At 72.4% G+C, this 24,310-nt stretch carries 23 protein-coding genes and 1 pseudogene; 13 read left to right on the forward strand and 11 right to left on the reverse strand.

Annotated features, from left to right (window positions below; genetic code table 11):
• The first annotated feature begins 170 nt into the window (after positions 1-170).
• Positions 171-1,607 (forward strand): hydrolase, encoded by a 1,437-nt coding sequence (locus tag ACFVYS_RS32720; RefSeq protein ID WP_389507969.1) that lies wholly within the window; start codon positions 171-173, stop codon positions 1,605-1,607.
• 109 nt (positions 1,608-1,716) lie between these two features.
• A complete protein-coding gene (locus ACFVYS_RS32725; RefSeq protein WP_389507971.1) occupies positions 1,717-3,096 on the forward strand; it encodes a ricin-type beta-trefoil lectin domain protein in 1,380 nt (459 codons plus the stop codon).
• 33 nt (positions 3,097-3,129) lie between these two features.
• On the opposite strand, the gene ACFVYS_RS32730 is transcribed toward ACFVYS_RS32725, so the two are convergent.
• From ACFVYS_RS32730 to ACFVYS_RS32740, 3 genes are all read right to left on the reverse strand, one after another.
• Positions 3,130-5,181, reverse strand: a complete 2,052-nt coding sequence (locus ACFVYS_RS32730; protein ID WP_389508043.1) for an ATP-binding protein — start codon at positions 5,179-5,181, stop codon at positions 3,130-3,132.
• A 107-nt stretch (positions 5,182-5,288) separates the two neighbouring features.
• Complete coding sequence (locus tag ACFVYS_RS32735) at positions 5,289-5,963, reverse strand: DUF4255 domain-containing protein (protein ID WP_389507973.1); 675 nt, start codon at positions 5,961-5,963, stop codon at positions 5,289-5,291.
• Between the two features lie 139 nt (positions 5,964-6,102).
• Positions 6,103-6,813, reverse strand: coding sequence for a LuxR C-terminal-related transcriptional regulator (locus tag ACFVYS_RS32740; protein WP_389507975.1), 711 nt, complete (start codon positions 6,811-6,813; stop codon positions 6,103-6,105).
• A 297-nt stretch (positions 6,814-7,110) separates the two neighbouring features.
• Here ACFVYS_RS32740 and ACFVYS_RS32745 point away from each other — a divergent pair, with 297 nt between their 5' ends.
• The 4 genes from ACFVYS_RS32745 (at position 7,111) to ACFVYS_RS32760 (ending at position 11,424) form a co-directional block, all read left to right on the forward strand.
• Positions 7,111-10,080 carry an AAA family ATPase gene (locus ACFVYS_RS32745; protein ID WP_389507977.1) on the forward strand — a complete coding sequence of 990 codons (2,970 nt, stop codon included), beginning with the start codon at positions 7,111-7,113 and terminating at the stop codon, positions 10,078-10,080.
• Positions 10,081-10,132: 52 nt separating this feature from the next.
• On the forward strand, positions 10,133-10,474 hold the full coding sequence (locus ACFVYS_RS32750; RefSeq protein ID WP_389507979.1) for a VOC family protein: 342 nt from the start codon (positions 10,133-10,135) through the stop codon (positions 10,472-10,474).
• 292 nt (positions 10,475-10,766) lie between these two features.
• Positions 10,767-11,120 carry a hypothetical protein gene (locus ACFVYS_RS32755; protein WP_389507981.1) on the forward strand — a complete coding sequence of 118 codons (354 nt, stop codon included), beginning with the start codon at positions 10,767-10,769 and terminating at the stop codon, positions 11,118-11,120.
• A 91-nt stretch (positions 11,121-11,211) separates the two neighbouring features.
• A complete protein-coding gene (locus tag ACFVYS_RS32760; protein ID WP_028807398.1) occupies positions 11,212-11,424 on the forward strand; it encodes a DUF4287 domain-containing protein in 213 nt (70 codons plus the stop codon).
• Positions 11,425-11,449: 25 nt separating this feature from the next.
• Here the strand turns inward: ACFVYS_RS32760 and ACFVYS_RS32765 are convergent, their stop codons facing one another.
• Complete coding sequence (locus tag ACFVYS_RS32765; protein WP_389507983.1) at positions 11,450-12,958, reverse strand: DEAD/DEAH box helicase; 1,509 nt, start codon at positions 12,956-12,958, stop codon at positions 11,450-11,452.
• A 131-nt stretch (positions 12,959-13,089) separates the two neighbouring features.
• Positions 13,090-13,293 carry a cold-shock protein gene (locus tag ACFVYS_RS32770; protein ID WP_020133270.1) on the reverse strand — a complete coding sequence of 68 codons (204 nt, stop codon included), beginning with the start codon at positions 13,291-13,293 and terminating at the stop codon, positions 13,090-13,092.
• Positions 13,294-13,635: 342 nt separating this feature from the next.
• Between ACFVYS_RS32770 and ACFVYS_RS32775 the strand changes: the two genes are divergently transcribed.
• Both ACFVYS_RS32775 and ACFVYS_RS32780 read left to right on the forward strand, forming a co-directional pair.
• Positions 13,636-13,965: an SCO0607 family lipoprotein gene (locus ACFVYS_RS32775; RefSeq protein WP_389507985.1), complete on the forward strand. Its 330-nt coding sequence runs from the start codon at positions 13,636-13,638 to the stop codon at positions 13,963-13,965.
• 22 nt (positions 13,966-13,987) lie between these two features.
• Positions 13,988-14,350, forward strand: a complete 363-nt coding sequence (locus ACFVYS_RS32780) for a DUF952 domain-containing protein (protein WP_389508045.1) — start codon at positions 13,988-13,990, stop codon at positions 14,348-14,350.
• 191 nt (positions 14,351-14,541) lie between these two features.
• Here the strand turns inward: ACFVYS_RS32780 and ACFVYS_RS32785 are convergent, their stop codons facing one another.
• The 3 genes and pseudogenes from ACFVYS_RS32785 to ACFVYS_RS32795 all read right to left on the reverse strand — a co-directional run bounded on the left by ACFVYS_RS32785 (position 14,542) and on the right by ACFVYS_RS32795 (position 16,463).
• The gene (locus ACFVYS_RS32785) at positions 14,542-14,997 is read right to left on the reverse strand and encodes a tellurite resistance TerB family protein (RefSeq protein ID WP_020133267.1); all 456 of its coding nucleotides are present in this window, start codon (positions 14,995-14,997) and stop codon (positions 14,542-14,544) included.
• A 111-nt stretch (positions 14,998-15,108) separates the two neighbouring features.
• A pseudogene (locus ACFVYS_RS32790) lies at positions 15,109-15,402 on the reverse strand (TauD/TfdA dioxygenase family protein); the annotation flags it as partial.
• A 92-nt stretch (positions 15,403-15,494) separates the two neighbouring features.
• Positions 15,495-16,463: a hypothetical protein gene (locus ACFVYS_RS32795; protein ID WP_389507988.1), complete on the reverse strand. Its 969-nt coding sequence runs from the start codon at positions 16,461-16,463 to the stop codon at positions 15,495-15,497.
• Positions 16,464-16,746: 283 nt separating this feature from the next.
• Between ACFVYS_RS32795 and ACFVYS_RS32800 the strand changes: the two genes are divergently transcribed.
• Positions 16,747-18,330, forward strand: a complete 1,584-nt coding sequence (locus ACFVYS_RS32800) for a carbohydrate-binding protein (protein WP_389508047.1) — start codon at positions 16,747-16,749, stop codon at positions 18,328-18,330.
• 68 nt (positions 18,331-18,398) lie between these two features.
• On the opposite strand, the gene ACFVYS_RS32805 is transcribed toward ACFVYS_RS32800, so the two are convergent.
• Both ACFVYS_RS32805 and ACFVYS_RS32810 read right to left on the reverse strand, forming a co-directional pair.
• On the reverse strand, positions 18,399-18,857 hold the full coding sequence (locus ACFVYS_RS32805; protein WP_389507990.1) for a TIGR03618 family F420-dependent PPOX class oxidoreductase: 459 nt from the start codon (positions 18,855-18,857) through the stop codon (positions 18,399-18,401).
• A 67-nt stretch (positions 18,858-18,924) separates the two neighbouring features.
• The gene (locus ACFVYS_RS32810; RefSeq protein WP_389507992.1) at positions 18,925-19,584 is read right to left on the reverse strand and encodes a TetR/AcrR family transcriptional regulator; all 660 of its coding nucleotides are present in this window, start codon (positions 19,582-19,584) and stop codon (positions 18,925-18,927) included.
• Positions 19,585-19,783: 199 nt separating this feature from the next.
• Here ACFVYS_RS32810 and ACFVYS_RS32815 point away from each other — a divergent pair, with 199 nt between their 5' ends.
• The 4 genes from ACFVYS_RS32815 to ACFVYS_RS32830 all read left to right on the forward strand — a co-directional run bounded on the left by ACFVYS_RS32815 (position 19,784) and on the right by ACFVYS_RS32830 (position 23,647).
• Entirely contained in the window at positions 19,784-20,815 is a 1,032-nt protein-coding gene (locus tag ACFVYS_RS32815) for a medium chain dehydrogenase/reductase family protein (RefSeq protein WP_389507994.1), read from the forward strand.
• Positions 20,816-21,041: 226 nt separating this feature from the next.
• A complete protein-coding gene (locus ACFVYS_RS32820) occupies positions 21,042-21,725 on the forward strand; it encodes an SRPBCC family protein (protein ID WP_389507995.1) in 684 nt (227 codons plus the stop codon).
• A 120-nt stretch (positions 21,726-21,845) separates the two neighbouring features.
• Positions 21,846-22,553 carry an RNA polymerase sigma factor gene (locus tag ACFVYS_RS32825; RefSeq protein WP_389507997.1) on the forward strand — a complete coding sequence of 236 codons (708 nt, stop codon included), beginning with the start codon at positions 21,846-21,848 and terminating at the stop codon, positions 22,551-22,553.
• Positions 22,550-23,647 (forward strand): CU044_5270 family protein, encoded by a 1,098-nt coding sequence (locus ACFVYS_RS32830; RefSeq protein WP_389507998.1) that lies wholly within the window; start codon positions 22,550-22,552, stop codon positions 23,645-23,647. The genes ACFVYS_RS32825 and ACFVYS_RS32830 overlap by 4 nt, the downstream gene beginning before the upstream one ends.
• Positions 23,648-23,660: 13 nt before the next feature.
• On the opposite strand, the gene ACFVYS_RS32835 is transcribed toward ACFVYS_RS32830, so the two are convergent.
• On the reverse strand, positions 23,661-24,113 hold the full coding sequence (locus tag ACFVYS_RS32835; protein WP_389508000.1) for a DUF5707 domain-containing protein: 453 nt from the start codon (positions 24,111-24,113) through the stop codon (positions 23,661-23,663).
• Positions 24,114-24,310: the final 197 nt, after the last annotated feature.

The following is a 24,310-nucleotide window of genomic DNA, read 5'->3' on the forward strand; positions in this document are numbered from 1 at the left end:
GCCGTCGCCGCCGCCGGTGCGCCGGGGTCCCCGGCGGGAGCACGCGGGCGGCCCCGGGGGCGGTGACGGCCCGTCGGGTCCCCGCGGGCAGCCGGTCGCGGCCCGGCAGGGCACGCACCCTGCCCCGTCGCCTCTGACCCCGGCAGCAGCCCTCCCCGTAGCGTCGGCATGTGAGCCTGTGGACATCCCTCGAACCCGCCTCCGTCACCGTCGACCCCGGCAGCCGGGCGACCGTCCGACTGCGGGTGCGCAACACCGGTGACGTCGTCGACGAGTACCGCTTCGAGCCGGTCGGCCCGACCGCACCCTGGACGGCGGTGGAGCCGCAGACGCTGCGGTTGTATCCGGGGACGACGGGCACGGTCGAGCTGACCTTCGCCCCGCCGCGCACCCCGGACGCGACGGCCGGCCCCAACCCGTACGCGGTGCGCATCACGCCGACCGAGCATCCGGAGGCGGTGACGGTTCCCGAGGGGAACCTGACGATCACGCCGTTCACCGAGGTGCGGGCGGAACTCGTGCCGCCCACGGTGAAGGGGCGGTTCCGCGGCCGGCCGCGCCTCGCGATCGACAACCTCGGCAACACCAAACTGACCGCCTCGCTGAGCGGCAGCGACCACGGTGACCGGCTGGCGTACGAGCTCCAGCCGGCCAATGTGCAGATCGAACCGGGCCGGGCGGTGTTCGTGAACACGACGCTGCGCCCGCGCCAGATCATCTGGTTCGGCTCGAAGGAGGAGCAGCGCTACAACCTGGCGGTGCGCCGGTCGGGTGCGCAGGCGCTGGAGGTGGAGGGCACCTTCGTGCAGCGCGGGTTCCTGCCGCGCTGGCTGGCGACGGCGCTCAGCCTGTCGCTGGCTCTGGCGATCGCGTTCGTGATGATCTGGCTGGCGTACAAGCCCCGGGTGGCCTCCAGCGCCAACGAGAAGCTCGCGGAGGCCGGTGTCAGCACCCTCGCGCCCAGTCCCTCGGCCGAGCCCAGCGCCCCGGCCCTGGTGCCCACCCCGACGGCGGCCGTCGTACCCGAGGCCCCGGCCACCAGCGCGGCCCCGGCCGCCGGCGGTGGCAGCGACGGTGGCAGCGACGGTGACAGCGGCGGCGGCGGCGGGGCGGAGTCGAAGGCCCCCGCGAAGCCCAAGCAGGAGACGGCGGCCGACGCCGTGAACAAGCTGGCGGCCCGCAGCGACGGGCGGCACATCTGCTACCGCGCCTACATCGAGGACAAGGGGTGGCAGGACCCGGTCTGCGACGGCGCGATCGCGGGCACGACCGGCAAGAACCTCCCCATCAAGGCCCTCAACATCGCCACGGCGCGGACCGGCGGTGTCACGGGCAACGCCGCCCATGTGGACGGGGGCTGGCTGACCGGCGACAAGTGGTCGAAGGCGACCGACGGCGTCAACATGTGGATGGGCTCCAGCAAGCCGGCGGTCGCCGTGATGGAGGGGTTCACGATCAAGACCATCGAGGGCTCCGTCTGCCAGAACGCGCACGTCAAGGACCGGGGCTGGCTGGGCAACGGCTGCACCAAGGCGGGCGACTGGATCTACGGCGGCAGCCCCATGGAACAGAAACTCCAACTGGAAGCCGTCCGCTTCACCGTCTGACACACGGTCCGCAACCGGGTGAACGGGCACGACCCATCGTCCCTTTCGGGCAGCGGTCGTGCCCCGCGGCCTCCTGACGGGCCCTCGCCCCGCGGCATAGCGTCGACAGGTGACTCTGTGGACTTCTCTGGAACCGGCCGCGGCGACCGTCGACCCCGGCGGCACTACGACCGTACGGCTGCGGGTGCGCAACACCGGTGACGTCGTCGACGAGTACCGCTTCGAGCCGGTGGGCGCGGTGGCTCCCTGGACGGCGGTGGAGCCGCAGACGCTGCGGTTGTATCCGGGGACGACGGGCACGGTCGAGCTGACCTTCGCCCCGCCGCGCACCCCGGACGCGACGGCCGGCCCCAACCCGTACGCGGTGCGCATCACGCCGACCGAGCATCCGGAGGCGGTGACCGTTCCCGAGGGGAACCTGACGGTCACGCCGTTCACCGAGGTGCGGGCGGAACTCGTGCCGCCGACGGTGAAGGGGCGGTTCCGCGGCCGGCCGCGCCTCGCGATCGACAACATCGGCAACACCCGGCTGACGGCGTCCGTCACCGGTACCGACATGGGTGACCACCTCGGTTACGAGTTCCGGCCGGGCAGTGTGCAGATCGAGCCGGGCCGGGCGGTGTTCGTCGACACGACGCTGCGCCCGCGCCAGATCATCTGGTTCGGCTCGAAGGAACAGCGGCCGTACGCGCTGAACGTGCAGCGGTCGGGGGCGGTGCCGCTCTCGGTGGACGGCACGTTCGTGCAGCGCGGGTTCCTGCCGCGCTGGCTGGCGACGGCGCTCAGCCTGTCGCTGGCTCTGGCGATCGCGTTCGTGATGATCTGGCTGGCGTACAAGCCGCAGGTCAACACCAGCGCCAGTGAGAAGCTCGCGGAGGCCGGCAGCACGGCGCTGCCCAGTCCCTCCGTGTCCGCGCCGTCGGCGCCGAAGGTGGACGCTTCGGCGGCACCGTTGCCCGAGCAGCAGACCTCCTCCGCCCCGGCCGAGGAGGAGGACGGCAGCGGCGGTTCCACGTCCGGTGGTTCCTCGGGATCGGGCAGCGGGAGCGGCAGCGGAACCGGTGGCTCGGGCGGCACGAAGACGACGGCCCCGGTGCCCGGCGCCGTGATCATCGGCCAGGCCTCGGACCGGTGCATCGACATCACCGGCGCCCAGAACGGCAAGGGCAAGGACGGCACCCCGCTCCAGCTGTGGGACTGCGCCGGGTCGGCCAATCAGAAGTGGGTGTTCAAGAGTGACGGCACCGTGCGCGCGCTCGGTCTGTGCATGGACGTCGCCTGGGGGTCGAAGGACGACGGCGCGGTCATCCAGGTGGCCAACTGCTCCGGCAACCCGGCCCAGCAGTGGGTGCTGAGCCAGGCCGGCGACCTGGTCAACCCGCAGGCCGACAAGTGCATCGACGCCAAGGACAACGGCACCGGCAACGGCACCAAGCTCCAGCTGTGGACGTGCTCGGGGACGCCCAACCAGAAGTGGCGCGCGCAGTAGCGGCCGACGGGAGCGGCCGGGGGAGGAGCCGACCTACCAGTTGGCTTCGCCCGGCACCAGGCGGCCCGCCTTGCGGTACTCGCGGCGGGCCCCCTCCAGCAGGTCGTCGTCGCCGACCTGCTCGTCGCGTCCGGCGGCGAGGTAGGCGGCGGTGACGACGGCGCTGCGGATCGAACCGCCGGCCAGCTCGAAGTCCTTGGCCAGCTGCCCGGGATCGACGTCGGGGGCGCACGGCACGTGAGTCAGCCCGTGCCGCCACAGCGCGAGCCGTTGCCCGGCGTCGGGGAACGGGAAGTCGACCACCAGGTCCAGGCGCCGGGTGAACGCCTCGTCGATGTTGGCGCGCAGGTTGGTGGTGAGCAGCGCGATGCCGTCGAAGGACTCCAGCCGCTGGAGCAGGTAGGCGCTCTCCATGTTGGCGTACTTGTCGTGCGCGTCCTTGACCTCCGACCGCTTCCCGAAGACGGCGTCGGCCTCGTCGAAGAGCAGCACGGCGTCGGTGCGGTCGGCCTCGGAGAAGATGCGCTCCAGGTTCTTCTCGGTCTCGCCGACGTACTTGTCGACGATCGATGAGAGCTGGACGACGTAGAGATCGAGGCCGAGTTCGGCGGCGACGACCTCGGCGGAGAGCGTCTTGCCGGTACCGGACTCGCCCGCGAACAGTCCGAGCACCCCTCGGCCGCGTCCGCCGCCGGCGCTGAGCCGCCAGTCGCCGAGCACCCGGTCGCGGTGCCGGGCCCGCAGGGCGAGTTCGCGCAGCTGGGTCAACGGCCGCTCGGGCAGCACGAGGTCCTGCCAGCCGACGTCCGGCCGGATCCGCCGCGCGTGCCGTTCGAGGCCGGACGCCGACTGCTGCCGCGCGGCCAGCCGCACATGGTCGGCGGTGAGCGGCCCGCCCTCGAAGGCGGCGAGGACGGAGGCGGCCCGCGCGGCCCGGGCGACCCGCTCGCCGCCGAGGCGGTAGGGGGCGACGGTGGCGGCGAGGTCGAAGCCGGGCGCGGTGTCGAGGGGGCCGGCGGAGTCCAGCGCGGCCGCCCAGGCGGCCGTCCCGCCGGCCCGGCGGCGCGGCGCCTCCAGGACCAGCGGATCGTGGGTGGACCAGTGCGGGTCGTAGGGGCGCGGGTCCGTGAGCAGGACGGTGACGTCCTGCGCGTCGGCCAGCGCGCCGATCAGCGGCCCCGGCTGTTCCGGCAGCCCGGACAGTACGACCGCCCGGCCGCCGAGCCGTGCCTCGCGCAGCAGGCCGGGCACGCGGTCCTCGGGCCCGGTGAAGCGGAGGGCGTCGACTCCGGCGGCGCGCAGGGCGGAGGTGATCGCGGCGAGGCCGTCGCCCTCGCGATGTTCGCGCAGATAGGCGGTGAGCGGGCCGCCCTCCCGCATCCGGCGCGCGAGCAGCCGGACGAAGTCCTCGTCGTCGGCGGGCAGCGGCGGCGGCAGCGGGTGCAGGTGTCCGTGCAGGGCGGCGTCCGGGGTGTCGTCGCCCAGCAGATGGGCGAGCAGCCGGTCCGGTACGCGCAACGAGCGGGACAGGAAGGGACGTTCGGGCTCCTCGACGTCCAGCAGCCCGTACGCGCGCAGCGGCGCCGAGGAGTGGAAACGGGCGCGGGCCGCGGCCAGGTGGGCGGGCGCCCCGCACAGTTCGAGGGCGAGCCCCACGGTGGCGCGCCGTCTGCTCACGTCGTCGTTGAGGTAGCCGTAGAGCGGCTCGAAGCCGCGGTCCAGATCGGGCGCGAGGGCGATGAGGAGGATCGTGGCGTCGAGCTCGGTGAGCCGGAGCCGGGCGGCGAGGTCCCTGAGCGAGTCGGTCGGGTCCGCTTCCCGGGGCGGGGTCGCGACGGGACCGGCGGCGGCCTGACCACCGCCGAGCAGGTGCCGTACCGCCTCCTCGGACAGGTACAGGCCGCGCAGCGGATCGGCGGCCGTCGGGTCGACGGCGGCCCGGCGGTCGACCAGATCACCGACCCGATCCCGCAGAACCCCGACCCGCACGAGCAACGCGCCGGCCCCGTCGTCCCGGGTATCGAGGCCCCCGTGCCGCTCGTGCTCCCCGTGCCCTCCGTGCCCCGCAGGGCCGGCCTCGGCCATGAACACGTCGGCGTCGGTGGCGAACGAGCCGTCCTCGGCCGCGGGCGGGTCGGTGTCGGGCGCCGGTACGTCGGCGTCGGCCTCGGCTGCCTCGGTGTACGCGTCGTTCACCGCTGGTCCGGGCGGTGGGTGCCGGCCTCGCGGGCGGCGCGGGCCGCGGCCACCTGGTGGGGACGGTGGGCGCGTTCGGCGGACTCCGGGGGGTCGCCGTCCATCCCGCGCAGGCGGACCGCCGCGCCCTCCGTGACCGGCGGCCCGGCGTCGTACTCCGGGTAGGCCGGGAAGGGGGCCGTGACCACCAGGTCCAGCGACGGCTTCAGCTCACCGCCCAGGGCGGACCAGATCTCGGCGAGGGAACGCGACTCGGTCTGGATGCCGGCCACCGTCACCGGCATCGCGAGCCCCAACGCGCGCAGCGAGCCCGGTAGCTCGTCGGCCGCCAGCATCTCGCGCGGCAGCAGCGTCGCCAACACGGCCGACAGCAGCCGGTGTTCGTCCTGCGGGGTCCGGGTCCAGGCGGTCACCAGGTACGACAGCCGGAACCAGCGCGGTGGTTGACGGCGCTTCACGACGATGTCCCGCTCGTCCCGCACCGCCATCTGGCCGCGCTGGCGACGGGTCACGTCCTCACGGATGTCGTACAAGTAGGTGTTGATCACAGGGGCGTTGCGCCGGGCCGCCCAGTCCCGGGTCGGAGCCTCGAAGGAGACGTCGATGCCGGAGCCCGCGAGCGCGCCGCTTCCGAGCAGCTCTTTGAGGACCTCGTCCACCTCGTGGATCACCGTCGTGCTCCTCAACTTGCCGTGCCACACCCACTGTCCGACGATCGTGCCCCGGACGGCCGCGGATCCGCAGGCACGACAGGGTCGGCGGCCGGGCAGGGCATGCTGCCCGCGTGTCCGCCTTCGATTGCCCGTTCGGTCAGATGTAGCCTTCCCGCAGGGCATATGCCACCGCGTGCGCCCGGTTGCGCAGATGCAACCGCGTCGTGAGTCCGTGCATGACGTTCTTGACAGTTCGTTCGGAGTAGGACAGCTTGCTGGCGATCTCTCCGGTGTCCAGGCCCTCGGCGACCAGCCGCAGGACGTCCACCTCCCGTGGCGCGAGCCCCAGGGAGGGGGCGCCGGGCCGGCCCGCCGCACCGCGGTGCAGCGTGCCCACCTGGCTGATGAGCCTGCCGAGCAGATCGGCCGGCAGGTCGCCGTCGCCGCGGTGGGCGGCCAGCACCGCCTGCACCAGCCGGTGCGCGGTGGCCTCGCGGCGCCAGACGATGGCCCCGACCCCGCACTCGATGACGTCCAGGAGTTCGGTCTCGCGGATCGTGCCCACGACGAGCACCGCCCGCGCCCCCTCGCTGCGCACGATCCGCCGCAGCCGGCCCAGCGCCCCCTCGTCGAGGGTGTCCTCGATCAGCAGCGCCACCGTGCCGGCGGCGGCCGAGACCTCCTCGCGGACCTCGACCTCGGGACGCCCGCGCAACTGGCTGACGGCGCCCTCGCGGGAGATCGGATCGGGTGCCTGGACGGCCACCGGAATCCGCCGCCGGGTGCCGAGGGCGACGCCTGGAACGGCGGCGCCTGTCGCGGCGATGACCGTGGCGCCGGTCTCTGATGTCCGTGGTGAGCTGAGCAACCGTTTCCCCCAAGTTCACGGGCCCGCCGTCCGATGGGGACCGGTGACGGGTGGGTACGGTCCAGACTTCTGTGACCTCCGGGGCGCGCGCAATCGTGGAGCACCACGAGGCGGACCACGAGAGCAAGCCCCCCACCACCACGGTTCACCTGCATCGGCGCAGGTCAGAGCCTTTTCGGCCGCTGCGTGCCAGGGCACCGTGAGCCTCGCCACAACGGCCGCGCGGACCCGTACCGAACCGCACGACCTCTACGTGTACATGGACAAGTCCGATGTGCCCGACAGCAGGAGGCAGGGATGACCGGACCGTTGCGGGAACGCGAGGACGCGCACGCGCTGCTCACGGCGGAGGCGGAGCGGGCCCGAGCCGGCGCAGGCCGTCTCGTTCTGCTGCGCGGGGCCACGGGCACCGGCCGGTCCGCCGTCCTGGAGGCCGCCGCCGCGCACGCCACCCACCTGGGCCTGCGGGTGCTGCGCGCCCGCTGCTCGCCCGACGACATCGCGCTGCCCTTCTCCTCGGTGCTCCATCTCCTCGGCTCCGTGCCCGAGTTCGCGGACGTCGGGCCGGGCGACGACGACCGGGGGAGCGCGGCGCGGCTGTGGCGGCTGCTGCGTTCGTACGCCGACGAGTCGCCGCTCATGGTGGCCGTGGACGACGTCCATCTCGCCGACGAGGCCTCACGCCGCTGGTTCGTGGAGGCGGCCCGCCATATCGACCGATTACCGGTACTCCTGGTGGCCACCGAGCGCAGTCAGTACGACATCGACCCGCGGCCCGCCGGTCTCACCCACGCCCTGTCCCCGTCCGTGGTCCGCACCCACACCCTCGCCCCGCTCACCGACAACGCCTCGGCCGACCTGGTCCGGGCCGCCTTCCCGACGGCCTCCGACCGGTGGACGGCGGACTGTGTGCGGGCCGGCGCGGGCAGCCCGCTGCTTCTGCACGCCCTCCTCGACGACCTCGACGGCGCCCCGCCGCCGACGGCCGTCCCAAGGACGTGCGCCGCGCTGTACCCGGGTTCCTACCCGGCGGCCGTCTCCTGGTGGCTGGACAGCGCGGGCCCGGCGACGGCGGAGGTGGCCCGGACCCTCGCGGCCCTGGAACAGGCGGAACGAACGGAACAGACGGAACGCGCCGTACGGGCCGAGCGGGCGGCGGAGCGTGAGGCGAGCGCCGAACGGGCCGAGCGGGCGGAGAACGTCGGGCGGGCGGTGAGCGCCGGGCCGGCGGAGGGTTCCGTCGCCCGCAACGCCGTACCCGGCCCCTTCCCCGGCCCTGCTCCCGCCACCGAAGCCGAAGCCGACACCGACACCGAAGCCGCCCATGAAGCCCTGCCCGCCGCCGAAGCAGCCACCGACACCCTCGCCGCGCTCGTCGCCGACGCCTCCGGCGCCGACCCGGCCCGGGTCTCCGGGTGGTTCACCGCGATGACGCGGCTCGGCGTGCTGCGCCCGGACCGGGCCGGCCGCCCCCGCTACGCGCACCCGCTCCTGCGGGACGCCGTCCTCGGCGGGTGGTCCCCCGCCCGCCGTCAGGACGCGCACCGGGCGGTCGCCCAGGCGATGCTGCGCCGGGGCGACCACCTCGACGCCGTGGCACGGCAGTTGCTGGGCAGCGCGCCCACCGGCCTGCCCTGGGCGCTGCGCGTGCTGCGCGACGCCGCCACCGTGGCCGCGCGCGACGCCCGCCCCGACGACGCCGTCCGCTACCTGCGCCGAGCCCTCCAGGAACCGTTGCCCGACGACCTGCGCCAGCGGCTGCTCACCGAACTCGGCTCCCTGGAGTACGCCTCCGCGGACACCCCGGCGGGCATCCCACGGCTGGCCGAGGCGCTCGACCTGCCCGCCGAACCCCGTGACCAGGTCCGTACCGCCATCGCGCTGGGCACCGCGCTCGTGGGCCGGGGGGAGGTCCGTACGGCGGTGGAGGTGCTGCGCCGGCTGGAGACCCGGCTGGCCGGTCACCCCGACCTGGCGCGGGCCCTCCAGACCGCGTCCGCGCTGCTCTCCGACCAGGACCAGACGGTCCGCCGGGAGGCCTACCGCTGGCTCACCGACACCGCCGAACGCTCCCCGGAACTCGTCGGCGCGTCCGGGCAGGCCCTGCTCGTGCGGTACGCGGCGACCGCGGGCGACCTCCCGGCGCGGGAGGCGATGCGGCGGCTGCGCACCCTCCTGACGGAACCCGCCGATCCCCTCGCCGAGCCGTTCCTGCTGGGCACGGCCGCGGCGGTGGCCCAGTGGGCCGACGAACTCGACGAAGCCGAACGCCTGGTGGAACGCGGCCTGGCCGGCCAGCATCCGAGCCTCCTGCACCCGATGGAACAGGCCCTGCTGGACACCAGGTGGGACATCGCGGCGGCGCGGGGCGCGTACGGCACGCTGCTCGCCGCCCTCCCCGAGGCGGGCCGCGCGCGGCGCACCGGCGGCAGCCCGGTCAACGCCGACGCGCACACCCTGCTCGCGCTGGTGGAGACGGGCCGTACGCCCCAGGCCCGCCGGCTGGCCGACACCTTCGACCTCCGCGACACCCCCGACTCCTGGGAGCTGAACCGGTTCCTGTACGCGCGGGGCGTGCTGCGGTTCACCGAGGGGGATGTCGCGGGCGCCCTGCACGACTTCCTGGAGTGCGGCCGGCGTCAGTCCGCCCGCGCCGTGCACAGTCCGGTCGTCACACCGTGGCGGACGGCGGCCGCGGAGTGCCGGCTGGCGCTGGGCAACTCGCAGGAGGCACTGGCCCTGGCGACGGAGGAACTGAGGCTGGCCCGGGTGTGGAACACCCCGCGCACGACGGGACGGGCGTTGCGGGTCCTGGGCCGGGCGACCCGGGGCCGGCGGGGCCTGGAACTGGGCGCGGAGGCGGTGGCCGTCCTCCGGGACTCCCCGGCCGAGGCGGAACTCGTGGCCTCCCTCCTCGCCCACGGCCGCCAGTTGACCGCCGCAGGTGAACGCGGGCGGGGCCGCGACCATCTGCGGGAGGGCGCCGAACGCGCCGAACGGCTGGGCAGCGTCCGCCTGCTGACCTACGCCGAACAGGCCCTCCGTACCGCGGGCGGCCGCCGCACCACACCCGCGCACACCGGCTCCGGGTCCCTCACGGGCAGCGAGCGCCGGATCGCGGAACTCGCGGCGGACGGCCGCACCAACACCGAGATAGCGGACCTCCTGCATGTGGCCCGCCGGACCGTGGAGACCCATCTGACCAGCTCCTACCGGAAGTTGGGCATTCGGCGCCGGGGCGAGTTGCGGGGGGTGCTGGACGACTGAGGCGGCTGCGTGGCACCGGGTCGCCGCGCGCCGCCGGACCTACGATGAGGAGATGGCCGTCGATCTCTTCGCAGGCATCCCCGTCAACGACTTCCCAGCGGCCCTCGCCTGGTACGAGCGGCTGCTCGGCGCCCCGCCGGCGTTCCTCCCGAACGACGCGGAGGCCGTCTGGGAGCTCGCCGAACACCGCTACCTGTACATCGAGCACCGCCCGGGTCACGAGGGCCACGCCCTGAACACCCTCTTCGTCGACGACCTCGACACCCGGGTCGCCACCATCACCGACCGCGGTCTGACCCCGACCCGCCGCGAGACCTACTCCAACGGCGTACGCAAGGTCACCTTCCACGACCCGGACGGCAACGAGATCGGCTTCGGCGGCGCCCCCGTATGACCGCCCGACGCCCCTGAGGCGCCCGGCTGGACGTCACGGTCGTCGACGACGGCCGCGGCGGCACCCAGCTGCCCGCCGAGGCCCGCGGCGGCGGCTTCGGTCTCGTCGGTCTGCGGGAGCGGTCACGGCCCAGGGCGGCGAGCTGCGCACCGGGCCGGTACCGGCGGGTCACGGCCAGGGGTGGGAGGTCAGGGCCCGGTTCCCGGCGCGCTGAGGCCACTGTGACGGGCCTGTGACCGGAGGAGTGGCTTCCGCCACAGCCCGCCCCGCCCCGCCCTGGTGGGGTGACCGGATGCGTACCGCACTCTCCGTACTGCGCGGCCTTCTGCCGCCGCTCCTGGTACACCTGCTGATCGGCCTTCCGACGGCCGTCGTCCTGCTGTGCGCGCGCTGGTACCTCCGCTACGGGCACTGCACCTACGAGGACCTCGGCCGCCGCGACCTGGACCAGTGCACGTACGACCAGATCGAGGACGGCGGTTTCGTGCGGATCACGCTCGTCCTGTTCGCGGTGTTCGTCGCGCTGCTGCTCGTCCTCTTCGACGGACTGCGCCCCCTGAAGAAGGGCCGCCCGCTCAAGCCCCGGCTGCTGACCCTCCCCGCGATCCTGCTGCCCTACGCCGGGTACGCCGCCGCCGGCGGGTGAGCGGGGGCCGGCCACGCGACGGCCGGAGGCAGGTGACGCGGATCACTTCCCCGCGCCGATCACTTCTCCCTTCGGCGCCGGTCATACGGACATGACTGAAGCTGTGAAGGGCCCCGCGAGTTACTTCCCGTCGATCGAGAAGAAGTACGGACGTCCGATCGCCGAGTGGAAGACCCTGATCCGGGCCTCGCCGCTCACCCGGCACATGGAGCTCGTCGCCTGGCTGAAGACCGAGCACGGGCTGGGGCACGGCCACGCCAACGCGCTGGTCGCGCACACGCTGGCGGAGGACACCGGCATGTGAGCCCCCACCGGCCCCCGGCCCGGCCTCAGCGGCCGTTCGCGGTGTTGCCGTTGCCCTTGGCGGGGGAGCGGCGACGGCCCTGGGAGGTGGGTCGTCCGCCCTGGGAGGTGGGACGGCCGTTGCCCTGGGCCGCGGGACGGCCACGGCGCGAGCGCGCGGTGGACGCTGAACGCGCGGGACGCTCCTCGGTGACCGCCGGAGCGAGGACGACGGGCACGCCGGAGGGCGCCTGCGCGCCGGTGATACGGCTCAGCTCGGTCTCGCCCGAGCGGACCCGGGTGGTCTGCGGGGTGATGCCGGCGTCGGCCATCAGCCGCGTCATCTCCCGGCGCTGATGGGGCAGGACCAGCGTGACGACGGTTCCGGACTCGCCGGCGCGTGCCGTACGGCCGCCGCGGTGCAGGTAGTCCTTGTGGTCGGCGGGCGGGTCGACGTTGACGACCAGGTCGAGGTTGTCGACGTGGATGCCACGGGCCGCGACGTTGGTCGCCACCAGCACCGTGACATGGCCGTCCTTGAACTGGGCCAGCGTCCGGGTCCGCTGGTTCTGGGACTTGCCGCCGTGCAGGGACGCGGCGCGCACCCCGACCGCCAGCAGCTTCTTCGTCAGCCGGTCCGCCGCGTGCTTGGTGTCCAGGAACATGATCACGCGGCCGTCGCGGGCGGCGATCTCCGTCGTCGTGGCGTGCTTGTCCTCGTCCTCCACGTGCAGCACGTGGTGCTCCATCGTGGTGACGGCGCCCGCCGACGGGTCGACCGAGTGGACGACGGGGTCGTGCAGGTAGTTCCGCACCAGCCGGTCGACGTTGCGGTCCAGGGTGGCCGAGAACAGCATCCGCTGGCCGTCGGGAAGCACCTGGTCGAGCAGCTGCGTCACCTGCGGCATGAAGCCCATGTCGGCCATCTGGTCGGCCTCGTCGAGGACGGTGATCGCGACCCGGTCCAGCCGGCAGTCGCCCCGGTCGATGAGGTCCTTGAGGCGGCCGGGCGTGGCCACGACGACCTCGGCACCGCCGCGCAGGGCGCTCGCCTGCCGGCCGATCGACAGACCGCCGACCACCGTGGCGAGCCGCAGCCGCAGCGCGCGGGCGTAGGGGGTGAGGGCGTCGGTGACCTGCTGGGCCAGTTCCCGGGTGGGGACGAGGACCAGGGCCAGCGGCTGCCGGGGCTCGGCCCGCTGTCCGGCCGTGCGGGCCAGCAGCGCGAGTCCGAAGGCGAGGGTCTTGCCGGAACCGGTGCGGCCACGGCCCAGGACGTCCCGGCCGGCCAGCGAGTTCGGCAGCGTCGCGGCCTGGATCGGGAACGGTGTGGTCACACCCTCGGCACCGAGGGCGGTCAGCAGGTGCTCGGGCATGTCGAGTTCGGCGAACGACTCGACGGCCGGCAGTCCCGGGGTGAGGGTCACGGGCAGCGCGAATTCACCGCCGGACGCGGCGGGACGACTTCCGCGTCCACTCCGCCCGGGCTTGGCCGAACGGGAGGGGGCGCCCTGGCGCCGGTCCGTACGGGAGCGGACGGAGCTGTTGCGGTTCATCCGATACCTTCCTCGAAAGGGGAAAATGCCATGGGCCGGGGCCCGCACTCAGGAGTGCGGGCCCCGGCCACGTAGTCCGCGTGATGCGCAGCCGATCGCGTCAGCGTCAGCGTCAGGCGGCGTCAGGCGGTTCAGGCGGGCTGGATGTTCTCCGCCTGCGGGCCCTTCTGGCCCTGAGTGACGTCGAAGGTAACCTTCTGGCCTTCCTGAAGCTCACGGAAGCCGGACGTGGCGATGTTCGAGTAGTGGGCGAACACGTCAGCGCCGCCACCGTCCTGCTCGATGAAGCCGAAGCCCTTTTCCGAGTTGAACCACTTCACGGTGCCAGATGCCATGTTGAATCTCCCTATGGGGCAATGCCCGGACTCCGCACCTTGCGGACCCGGGTGCGGCAGGATCGGGAAAGCACCACAAACAAAAAGAGTGCCCGTCGACGGATGGTCGAAGAGCACTCAAAAGCCTCTGGTAACCGAAACTGCCACTTTTATCACGGTAGCACAGGTCCGGATGAGGGGCCGGGGACCGAGAGCGGCGTCACTCAGCCGTGTTGAGGACGTCGTCCCAGGCGTATGAGTACCCGTACTCAAGAAGAACACTCCCGCCGCTCGGCAGGCTGATCGCATCACCGGTGCAGCCGTCGGGCTGGCCGGCCGTCGAGCCGTGCGGAGGAGCCGACCATGCGTAGGACCAGGAGCCGAGGGAGAGCGCGCAGCGCGGTGGCCGGTGTGGTCGGTGCGGCCGTGGCGGTGGCCGTGGCCGTCGCCACCCTGACCGGCTGCGGCCTCCAGATCGAGGAGGCGAGCTGCGGCGGCGGCGAGTACCCGGTGCTGGCGGTGAACAGCGGCGGCGGCGACTGTGTGCCGGACGGCGAGGAGCCGGCGCAGGGCTGGGCCCGCTATCCGGAGGGCAAGGTCCCCGAGAAGGTCGGCGACAAGTGGGACACCTACTGGAGCACCCACACCCTCGACGAGAAGGGCGAGATCATCGAGCTCCCCGAGGGGGAGTGAACGCCCGTTGTATAACGGGATGATGATTTATCACGTCGTACCGCTCGAAGACTGGAGCACCGCCCCCGAGCGGCCCTACGCGCCGGCCTCGCTCGCGGCGGACGGGTTCGTCCACTGCTCGCCCGACGAGGCGACCACGCTCGCCGTCGTCAACGCGTTCTACCGGACCGGCCCCCGGCCGCTGCTGGCGCTCGTGCTCGACGAGGAGCGGCTCACCGCGACCTGCGCATGGGAGGCGGCCGCGCCCGCTCCGCCGCCCGGGGTCGCCGAAGGCACCCTGTTCCCGCACGTGTTCGGGCCGATCGACCGGGACGCCGTGACCCGCGTCCTGGAGGTCCGCTGGGACGAGAACGGCCTGGCGACCGGCCTGACGGACATCGGCTGACGGGTATCGGCTGGCGGGTATCGGCGCTGACCGCCCGGCGATGCTGACCGCCCGGCGGTGCTCGGACGGGGGTGCGGGAGAACCCCTACGGTGTCCCGCACCGCCCTTCCGTACCACCCTCCGGCGGGCCGCCTCAGTGACGCGGCTTCATCTCGCCGAGCGCGGCGACGCCGACCGGGGCGAGGGCGTGCTCAGAGGTCGAACTCGTGCGGCGGCAGGTCGAGGGTGAAGCACGCCTCCCGTACGACGGCCTGCTCGGTCTTGTCGAAGTCGCCGTCGGCGCCGCCGATCACGATGCCGATCTGGATGACGGCCCGTGCCTCGGCCGGCTTCTTCTTCGCCTTGGCGATCTCCTGCAGAACACTGACCTTGCCGAAGTCGAAGTCGGTGGTCAGCTTGTTGAGGTTGTCGTCGAAGCGCCGCTGGAGGTCCGTGGCGTCGAAGTTCTGCAGCACCTCGTTGGAGGCGATCAGCTGCGCCACCCGGCGCCGCTCCGCGGGGTCGATGGTGCCGTCCGCCGCCGCGACCAGGGCACACATCGCCATGCTCGCGTCGCGGAAGGCGCCGCTCTTGAGGTCGTTCTTTTTCGACACGAGCTGGGTCTGCATCGTCGACGCGGACTCCTTGATGCGGTCCCACAGGGCCATGAGAACTCCAGAAGGTCGGGGCGGAGCAGGTGACTGCGACTGCACAAGATCTACAGCAACGTAGAAACTAACAGCCGCCCCGATAAGTTCCCTGGGTCCTCCTCAGCCTCTTCAGTCCCCTCGGTCTCCTTGGGCCCCCGTGCCCCGGGGCCGGTCGCCGCGCAGGGTGATGCGGTGCATGACGCGGTGCCGGTCGCCGTAGTCGCGGTTGGCGTAGTGAGCGGTGCTGCGGTTGTCCCAGAGGGCCACGTCGCCCGGCCGCCAGCGGTGGCGCACGAGGTGCTCGGGCTTGGTGAGATGGGCGTACAGGATGTCGAGCAGACCCCGGCTCTCGTACTCCGAGACACCGACGACGTGCGAGGTGAAACCCGGGTTCAGGAACAGTCCCCTGCGGCAACCAAGAGGTGTCTTACTTCCCGGAACGGGACCCGTCGCGCGTGCGCTCCCGATGGGCCCGGCGCACGTTCGTGAGCTGGGGCCGAGTACGGCCGGCCCGGTCAGCCGAGGCAGATCAGGCCCAGCAGACAGACGTCCGAAGGCGAGGTCCCCGCGGGGGCGGTGCTCGTCGAGGAGGACGACGAGGAGTTCGACGAAGAGGACGACGAGGATGACGACGACGAAGATGACGTCGAAGTCGAGGAGTTCGAGGCGGAGTTCGAGTTCGAGGTCGACGACTCCGTGCCGTCGGACGCGGTGGCGGCGGACGACTGCTGCCCGCTCGCGCCACTCGCGCCACTCGCGCCGTTCGCACCGCTCGTGCCGGTCGTGTCCGTGATGCCGGCCGTGCCGGTGGCGGCGTTGGCCGTTCCGCCGTCGGACGAGGTTCCGGTCCGCTGCCGGGGGACCGACGGCACCGTTGCGGGGGCAGAGGCCAGCGAGTCCGGGTGGGTGTTCGTCGACGACCGCGGGGTGCTGGACGAGGGCATGGTCCGGTGCGCGCCGGAGCGGCTCACCGACGGCAGGGTGTGCTCCAGGGTCGGTTCCTCACCGCCCGCCGTGGTCGGGGTCTCCGGCGCCGCGGCCGCCTGTGCCTGGTCGCCGGTCTGGCGGTCCAGCGCGGCGAAGGTCAGACCGCCTCCGACGAGGGCGACGGCCGTCGCGACCACGGCTCGGCGCTGGTTCTTCTTCCAGCGGGCCAGCTGCCGCCGACGGGCCGCCCGCCCCTGTCGCGCGTAGGGAACGGCCGTCGCGGTCGGCGCGCTCTCGGAGTCGGGCGACGGGGTGGTCGACGGGGCGGCCGACGACGCGGTGTCGGCGTACGTCGTCGACGGAGGCGTGAGCCTCGGAGGCGTCGGATCCGGCACCGGGGTCGATATCCGGGTCGTCGTCCGTGTCGTCATCGCGACCCGGGCCGGGGCGATGCCGCGGTCGACCGCGACCGGCGCGATGTCCGGAGCGTAGGCGCCGCATCCAGGGCACACCAGGGCGCCGTTGAGATGCCGGCGGCACGTGGAGCAGTAGTCCATCTGCGGTCTTCCTACGCGGGGGTCCGATGGTGGGGCCGATGGCCGGAAACGCTAACGAGTCGTTCGAAAGACTGTGTGCAGTCTGTGTGACGCTCCTGCACGGATCCCTTGAGGAGATCGAGTGCAGGCGAGCACACACCACGCTTCCGTCCACAGATGTGAACAGAGAACAGGTACCCGACTCTTGACGCGCTCACGCCACGCCCCTAACTTCCGGGAGAAAGCGCTTTCTGGTCCGGCCGACCCGCACTCGTTCCGTTCCTGGAGATGACCCATGCGAACCATGCAGCTGAGATCCGTCACGGCCTGCGTCAGTCTGGTGGCAGGAGCGCTCGTCGCGCTGTCCGGCACCGCGGCCCAGGCGGCCACCACCACCCGCTACGAGGCGGAGACCTCCCCGGCGGTCTGCGCCGGCACCATCGACTCCGACTGGACCGGCTACTCCGGCAGCGGATTCTGCAACGGAACCAACGCGACCAGTGGATACGCCCAGTTCACCGTGAACGCGGCCACGGCCGGCACGGCGACGCTGAACGTCCGATTCGCCAACGGCGCCGGTACGGCTCGCCCGGCCTCCCTGGCCGTCAACGGCACGACCGTGCAGACGCCGTCCTTCGAGGCCACCGCCGCCTGGTCGACCTGGGTCACCAAGACGCTCACGGTGTCCCTCAACGCGGGCAGCAACACCGTCCGGCTCACCCCGACCACCGCGGCCGGCCTGCCCAACGTCGACTACTTGGAGGCGACGACCGCCGACAGCACCACACCCCCGGCCGGCGGCGCGCTCTACGTCTCACCGAGCGGCACGGACAGCGCGGCCGGCACCCAGTCGGCCCCGACCACCCTCACCTCGGCGATCGGCCGGGTCACCGCGGGCGGCACGATCTACCTGCGCGGCGGGACCTACGCCCAGGCGTCGACGGTCACCGTCCCGGCGACCAGCAGCGGCACGGCGGGCGCGCTGACCACCCTGTCCGCCTACCCGGGTGAGACGCCGGTCCTCAACTTCTCGGCACAGAGCGAGAGTTCGACGAACCGCGGGCTCCAGCTGTTCGGCTCGTACTGGCATGTCTACGGGGTCGTCGTCGAACACGCCGGTGACAACGGGATCTACGTCGGCGGCAGCCACAACGTCATCGAGCGCACCATCACCCGCTACAACCACGACACCGGGCTCCAGCTCGGCCGGATCGCCTCCAGCACGCCCGCCGCGCAGTGGCCGTCCGACAACCTGATCCTCTCCGCCGAGTCGCACGACAACGCCGACTCCGACGGCGAGGACGCCGACGGCTTCGCCGCGAAGCTCACCACCGGAACCGGCAACGTCTTCCGGTACGCCGTCTCGCACCACAACATCGACGACGGCTGGGATCTCTACACCAAGACCGACACCGGAGCCATCGGCCCGGTGACCGTCGAGGACTCCCTCTCCTACAACAACGGCACCCTCTCCGACGGCACCGTGAACACCAACGGCGACCGCAACGGCTACAAGCTCGGCGGCGACGACATCGCCGTCAATCACGTCGTACGGCGCAGCATCGCCTACCGCAACGGCCATCACGGGTTCACGTACAACAGCAACCCGGGCTCCATGGCCGTGTCGAACAACCTGAGCGTCGACAACGCCGAGCGCAACTACTCCTGGGACGCGGGGACCTCGGTGTTCCGCACCAACACGTCCTGCCGGTACAACGTCAGCGGCTCCAACGACAAGACGGTCGGTGACGCCGACAGCACCAACCAGTTCTGGACCGGCACCAACGGCTCCCGCTGCGCCTCCTCCTACGGCGGCGCCCTCGCCTGGTCCTTCGCCTCGAACGGCCAGCTGGTGGTGACGCTGGGCGGCACCAAGGTGACGCTCTAGCCGAGCGTCCGGTACGGGTGCGGGGGCCTTCCCTCGCGCCCGTACACGGTGTCCGCCCGCGACGGCGCCTAGCCGTCGATGTCGAGCGCCGTCCCGTACAGCCGGTCCACCTTCAGCCGGACGACCACCCGGCGCTCGGCGACCTGCTGCTCCAGGAACCCGTCCTCGTCCTCGGGCCGCGCGTCCGCCGGGATCATCCCGAGCAGCTCCCGTCCCACCGCGTCACCGGCCACGGCCGTGACCCCGGAAACCTCGGCCTCGCCCTCGGCGACGGCGAACGACCAGACGTCGTCGCCCGGTACGTGCAGGGCGGCATGCGGGTCGCGGCGCAGATGCCGGAGCTTGATGCGGTCGGCCGTCGTCGAGAACCGAACGATCCGGGCGTCGGCGTCCCAGCTGTAGAGCATCGTGGTCAGGTGCGGATGCCCGGTACGCCGGACGGTCGCTAGCGTGCCGAACCGCTGCCGCCCGAGCAACTCGGAGAGCGCCTCGTCGGACAGTGTGCGAGGTGCGGGACCTTGAGTCATGCCGTGACCAACTCCGTTGGGGGCGCGGGTATTTCACGGCGGGGTGCGGATCTGCGGACCGGGGCGGTCAGTTCGCCGAAGGGCCGAGCAAAGCGTCGAGTTCGGCTGTGAAGAGCAACGTGGGGTCGAAGCCCATTCCGTTGAAGTGGCCCGCCAGTTCGAGGGACAGGACTCCGTGCAGGCGGGTCCAGCAGGTCAGGGCCCGGTGGAGGGCTGCGGGTGGGGCGGGGTGGCCGTTCGTCCACTGGTCGCCGAGGCCTTCGAGGCGGGTGGCGAGCGGGGTCGGCGGGCCGTCGGCGGGCAGGTCGGCGCAGGCGTCGAGCAGGGCCGTCATGATCTCGGACGCGATCGTGGTGACGTCGTCGGGCGCGTGGTAGCCCGGGACGGGCGTGCCGTAGACGAGGAAGTACCGCTGGGGATCGTCCAGCGCCCACTCGCGCAGGGTGTGTGCCAGTCCGGTCAGGCCGCCGCCCGCGGCCGAGGTGGTGCGGAAGGCGTCGGCGAGGCTTCGATAGGCGTCCCGGACGAGCTCGGTGATCAGCTCGTCGCGGCCGGCGAAGTACCGGTACAGCGCGGGTCCGCTCATCCCCATCTGCTTGGCGATCGCGTTGAGGGAGAGCGCGGACGCCCCCGCCGTGGCGATCTGCTCCCACGCGCGCTCCTTGACCTCCGCCCGCACCTGGGCGCGATAGCGCTCGCGCGGGGTCGTCGTACCCGTCTCCGCCATGGCCTGCCGCCACCTCTCCGATCCACAAGGCTCGAGGTCACAAGGTCACAAGGTCTTGGGGGCCGTGCCGGCATGCGCTTGTGATCTATAGCCTCACGATTTCGTTAGAGGCTATCACGGAGGTTATTGACACTTTCCTTCAATCTGCGTTACAACTTCTAACGAACGCAAGCAGAGGTAACGCTCACTGGAGGCTGTCATGAACGCCGAGGGACTCGTCGAGGTCGTCCTGCCGGGCAAGGTCGAGCCGGAAGGGCTGCGGATCCGGCACGGAGCCGTCCCCACCCCGGGCGCCGGGCAGGTGCTGATCCGGATGGAGGCGACCGGGGTCTCCTTCGCCGAGCAGCAGATGCGCCGCGGCCGCTACTACGACCAGCCGCCGTTCCCCTTCGTCCCCGGCTACGACCTGGTCGGCACGGTGCTGACGACCGGCGACGGCGTCGAGCCCGGCCTCGCCGGCACCCGGGTGGCCGCCCTGCTCAAGGTCGGCGGCTGGGCCAGTCATGTCCTCGTCGACGCCGCCGACGTGGTGCCGGTGCCCGCCGGGATCGACGCGGCGGAGGCGGAGACCCTGGTGGTCAACGGCATCACCGCCTGGCAGATGCTGCACCGCAAGGCGCGGGTCCGCGCGGGCGGCACCGTCGTCGTGCACGGTGCCAACGGTGGCGTCGGCTCGGTCCTCGTCCAGCTGGCCCGCGCCGCCGGCGTCCGGGTGATCGGCACGGCGTCCACCCGCCACCACGACGCCCTGCGGGACCAGGGAGTCACCCCCGTCGACTACCGCACCGGCGACCTGGCCGCGCGGATCCGCGAACTCGCCCCCGGCGGCGTGGACGCCGTCTTCGACCACGTCGGCGGCCGGGGCATCGTCGACTCCTGGCGCCTCCTCGCCCCCGGCGGCACGCTCGTCTCGTACGGCACCGCCTCCACCCGGGACGACGAGGGGTCCAAGCAGTGGCCCGTGCTGAAGCTGCTCGGCCGGCTGTGGCTGTGGAACGCGCTGCCGAACCGCCGCCGCGCCTACTTCTTCAACGTCTGGGCCGGCCGCGCCCTGGCCAAGAGCCGCTTCCGGGCCCGGCTGCGGACCGACCTCACCGAGCTGTTCGCCGCCCTCCAGCGCGGTGACGTGACGCCCCGGATCGCGGCCCGGCTCCCGCTCACCGACGTCGCCGACGCTCTCCGTCTGGCGGAGTCCGGAACGGTCGCGGGCAAGGTCGTCCTCCACCCGTAGGTGTGCTTCACCCGTAGGCGTCCTCCACCGGTAGGTGTTCCTCACCGGCAGGTGCTCTTCGCCGGTGCATGTCCTACCCGTGCACGGCCTTCACCCGTAAGCGGGGGCTCGCACCCGCACCCGTACCCGCACCCCGTACTCCTCGCCCGCCCCGCCAACTCGCCAACCAGCCAATCCGCCAACCGGCGCACCAGGCCCACCAGGCCTTCAGACCAAGGGAATCCTCATGCCCGGCACCAGGACCAGGACGCTGACGTTCGCCCTCCCGCTCGCACTCGCCGTCGTCGGCACCCTCGCCACCGCGATCCCCGCCGCCCAGGCCGCGCCCGCCCAGGCCGCGCCCGCGCAGGCCGCGCCCGCGCAGGCCGCGCCCGCGCAGGCCGGCGCCCACCACGGCCGTACGGCCCAGTGCCGAGGGCAGGGCGTGGACGCCTCCGCCCGTATCCGCTACCACTCCGACGTGGTGATCAAGGCGCCGTTGAGTACCGTCTGGAAGCTCCAGACCGACGTCGAACGCTGGCCGTCCTGGCAGCAGCCCGTCCTCACCGCCGAACGCCTCGACACCGGCCGGCTCGGTAAGGGCTCGCGGTTCCGCTGGACCACCCCGGCGCCCGCCACGCCGACCACCCCCGCCACCACCCTCGACATCACCTCCACCGTCCGGCAACTCCGGCACGGGGCCTGCGTCCTGTGGAGCGGACCCGCGATCGGTCAGGGCCTGCGTATCGACGAGGGCGTTCACCTGTGGACCTTCACCGAGGTCGAGGGCGGCGTCCGCGTCCACACCGAGGAGACCTGGACCGGCGCCCAGGTCGAAGCCGACGTCCCTACGGCGACCGCCGCACTCGGCGCGGGCCTCGAAGCCTGGCTCCACGACCTGAAGACCACCGCCGAGCACCGTCGGAAGTGACGGCGCCCGCGTGCGAACCTCTACGCCGGAATCCGGTACGAGCGCCGGTGGGGCGAGTGTGGCGCAGGTCACGGGAAGTCGGTGTCGTGTGCCGGACAGCTCATTGAGGTGAGCACTCATATGCGTACCCGGGTACGGGCCGGGGAGTCGAGCGCGTTCGCGGAGTTGTTCGACGACTACGCCCGCGCCGTCTACAACCATGCCTTCCGGCTGACCGCCGACTGGTCGACGGCCGAGGACGTGATGGCCGCGACCTTCATGGAGGCCTGGCGGCTGCGCGACCGGGTCGATCCCGAGGGCGGTTCGCTGCGGCCCTGGCTGCTGGGCATCGCCACCAACACCGCCCGCAACCAGTACCGCAGCAACCGGCGGTACCGGGCGGCGGCCGGCGCCGCCGCGGCCGCCGAACTGTCCGTGCCCGACCACGCCGACGAGGTCGCCGACCGGATCGACGACCGGCAGCGGCTCGCGACGGCCCTCACCGCCCTGGCCGGCCTGCGCAGACCGGAGCGCGAGGTCGTGGCGCTCTGTCTGGGGGAGGGGCTGGACTACGAGGCCGCGGCCGAAGCCCTGGGAATCCCGGTCGGCACCGTCGCCTCCCGTCTCTCCCGGGCCCGGAAGAAACTGCGTGCCCTCGCCGCGGACGAACCGGCCCGCCGCCCGGCCTATCGCCCGGCCCGCCACCCCGCGCCCGACCGGACGCCTGACCGGATGCCCGACCGGATTTCCGAGAAAGTCCGCGGAAATCGGGAAGGCGGCCGCACCGGTCGACAGACAAGAGGCGATCACACCAACGTGGTCCGGCCCGCGCAGGGAGGAAACCGATGAACGCGAACACGTCCCGGCAGAGTCCGGCCGAGGGGGAGGAGAGCACACAGCTCTTCACCCGGACGGCGCGTGACCTGCCGTCGGGCCGTCACCAGTTCCACAAGGAGCGTCTGATGGCCCAGATCCACGAAGCGCGACAGGAAGAGCGTACGACGGCGGCCGCCCCGGGCGGCACTCGGCGGCTGCGGCTGCCGCGCCCGGCGATCACGTTGCCCGTGCTGGCCGCCGCACTGGCCGGGGTGGTCGTCGCCGGAGTGGCGACGACGGGGGGCGACGGGGTCAGGGACGGCGGTGTCGCCACCGGACCGGCCCTCACCACGACCGTCGGCGTAGCCACCACCAAGGGCGTGCCGCAACTGCTCGACCAGATCTCGCTGGCGGCCGCCGAAGACGACCACCCGGTGGTCCGGCCCGGTCAGTACATCTACATCGAGTCCAAGTCGGCCGACACCTTCCTGAAGACCGTCGACGACAAGACGACCCTGGCCAGTCACCAGCTGCACACCCGTCAGCTGTGGGAGTCCCCGGACGGCACCAAGGGCTGGCTGATCGACCCCGCTGTCAACGACAGCCCCGAGGGCGAGACCCTGAGCCTCCCCGACGAGCTGGGCAACACCCCGAAGGCGCACCTGGGCGCTCCGTCGTACGACTACCTGTCCAAGCTGAGCACCGACCCCGACGTGCTGCTCGCCAAGATCTACAAGGAGACCAAGGGGCAGGGGAACACCCCGGACCAGCAGGCCTTCACCACCATCGGTGACCTGCTCACCGAGAGCTACCCGCCGGCGGAGCTGTACTCGGCGCTGTTCAAGACCGCCGCGAAGATCCCCGGTGTCGTGGTCGTGAACGACGCGGTGGACGCGGTCGGCCGGCACGGGGTGGCGGTGGCCCGGCTGGACGAGACCAGCGGCCAGCGCGAGGAGTGGATCTTCGACGCGAAGACCCACGTCTTCCTCGGTGAGCGCTCGGTCCAGGTGAAGCGGCTCAGCGGGACGGAGGCCCTGATCAAGCCCGGCACGGTCACCTACACCAGCGCCATCCTGAACCGGGCGATCGTCGACGGCATCAAGCAGGCGCCGTCCCAGGCGGGCTGAGCCGGGTACGCGGTCAGCCGGTGACGTCGAAGACGGCGGCGCGGGACACGAACGCCGTGCCCCCGTCCTTGGCGGTCGCCAGCGCCGAGACGTGCCAGCTGCCCCGGGACAGCTCGGCCGCCTCCGCCTGGCTGACCTTCAGCGTGTAGGTGCAGCGCGCCCGCTCGGCCGAAACGCTCCGGCACACGGCACCGTCCACGTCCTTCCGCAGGTCGTCCTCGGTCGGGCCGAGCTTCGAACTCACGGGCCAGGCAACGACCTTGAGGCCCCGGACGCCGGAGTCGTCGCTCACCTCCGCGGTGAAGGTGAGGGTGCCCGCACGGCCGTCGGACGGGGCGACATAGCGGGCTGAGCCGTTCGCCACGGTCGGCTCGGTGGCGCCGTAGGCCATGGCGAGGCCACCGGCGGCCACTCCGCCGAGGACGACGACACCGACGACCGACGGGACGAGAACGCGCTTGGACATGGGAGATCCCCCTGGATTCGCTGGATTCGGTGCGGAGAAGCGGTGGTCGACCGCTTTCTCGATGTGATCGAGGCTAGGGCCGGCGGCCGGGGGCTGTCCTCGCGCTGCGGGACGATCGCGGTGTCGAACCGCAGGTAGAGGAACTGCAACCCAGGTAAGAGACCGAGATCCGCCTTCAGCCGGACGGGGACCCGCTC

It is taken from the genome of Streptomyces sp. NPDC058295, assembly GCF_042880655.1.
Lineage (GTDB): Bacteria > Actinomycetota > Actinomycetes > Streptomycetales > Streptomycetaceae > Streptomyces > Streptomyces coriariae.

Excerpts from the sequence above, each read along its gene's own strand:
- ACFVYS_RS32730 (WP_389508043.1), bottom strand. The coding sequence starts at position 5,181 with ATGGCCGAGGCCGGCCCTGCGGGGCACGGAGGGCACGGGGAGCACGAG.
- ACFVYS_RS32745 (WP_389507977.1), top strand. The coding sequence starts at position 7,111 with ATGACCGGACCGTTGCGGGAACGCGAGGACGCGCACGCGCTGCTCACG.
- ACFVYS_RS32750 (WP_389507979.1), top strand. The coding sequence starts at position 10,133 with ATGGCCGTCGATCTCTTCGCAGGCATCCCCGTCAACGACTTCCCAGCG.
- ACFVYS_RS32755 (WP_389507981.1), top strand. The coding sequence starts at position 10,767 with ATGCGTACCGCACTCTCCGTACTGCGCGGCCTTCTGCCGCCGCTCCTG.
- ACFVYS_RS32760 (WP_028807398.1), top strand. The coding sequence starts at position 11,212 with ATGACTGAAGCTGTGAAGGGCCCCGCGAGTTACTTCCCGTCGATCGAG.
- ACFVYS_RS32765 (WP_389507983.1), bottom strand. The coding sequence starts at position 12,958 with ATGAACCGCAACAGCTCCGTCCGCTCCCGTACGGACCGGCGCCAGGGC.
- ACFVYS_RS32770 (WP_020133270.1), bottom strand. The coding sequence starts at position 13,293 with ATGGCATCTGGCACCGTGAAGTGGTTCAACTCGGAAAAGGGCTTCGGC.
- ACFVYS_RS32775 (WP_389507985.1), top strand. The coding sequence starts at position 13,636 with ATGCGTAGGACCAGGAGCCGAGGGAGAGCGCGCAGCGCGGTGGCCGGT.
- ACFVYS_RS32780 (WP_389508045.1), top strand. The coding sequence starts at position 13,988 with ATGATTTATCACGTCGTACCGCTCGAAGACTGGAGCACCGCCCCCGAG.
- ACFVYS_RS32785 (WP_020133267.1), bottom strand. The coding sequence starts at position 14,997 with ATGGCCCTGTGGGACCGCATCAAGGAGTCCGCGTCGACGATGCAGACC.
- ACFVYS_RS32795 (WP_389507988.1), bottom strand. The coding sequence starts at position 16,463 with ATGGACTACTGCTCCACGTGCCGCCGGCATCTCAACGGCGCCCTGGTG.
- ACFVYS_RS32800 (WP_389508047.1), top strand. The coding sequence starts at position 16,747 with ATGCAGCTGAGATCCGTCACGGCCTGCGTCAGTCTGGTGGCAGGAGCG.
- ACFVYS_RS32805 (WP_389507990.1), bottom strand. The coding sequence starts at position 18,857 with ATGACTCAAGGTCCCGCACCTCGCACACTGTCCGACGAGGCGCTCTCC.
- ACFVYS_RS32810 (WP_389507992.1), bottom strand. The coding sequence starts at position 19,584 with ATGGCGGAGACGGGTACGACGACCCCGCGCGAGCGCTATCGCGCCCAG.
- ACFVYS_RS32815 (WP_389507994.1), top strand. The coding sequence starts at position 19,784 with ATGAACGCCGAGGGACTCGTCGAGGTCGTCCTGCCGGGCAAGGTCGAG.
- ACFVYS_RS32820 (WP_389507995.1), top strand. The coding sequence starts at position 21,042 with ATGCCCGGCACCAGGACCAGGACGCTGACGTTCGCCCTCCCGCTCGCA.
- ACFVYS_RS32825 (WP_389507997.1), top strand. The coding sequence starts at position 21,846 with ATGCGTACCCGGGTACGGGCCGGGGAGTCGAGCGCGTTCGCGGAGTTG.
- ACFVYS_RS32830 (WP_389507998.1), top strand. The coding sequence starts at position 22,550 with ATGAACGCGAACACGTCCCGGCAGAGTCCGGCCGAGGGGGAGGAGAGC.
- ACFVYS_RS32835 (WP_389508000.1), bottom strand. The coding sequence starts at position 24,113 with ATGTCCAAGCGCGTTCTCGTCCCGTCGGTCGTCGGTGTCGTCGTCCTC.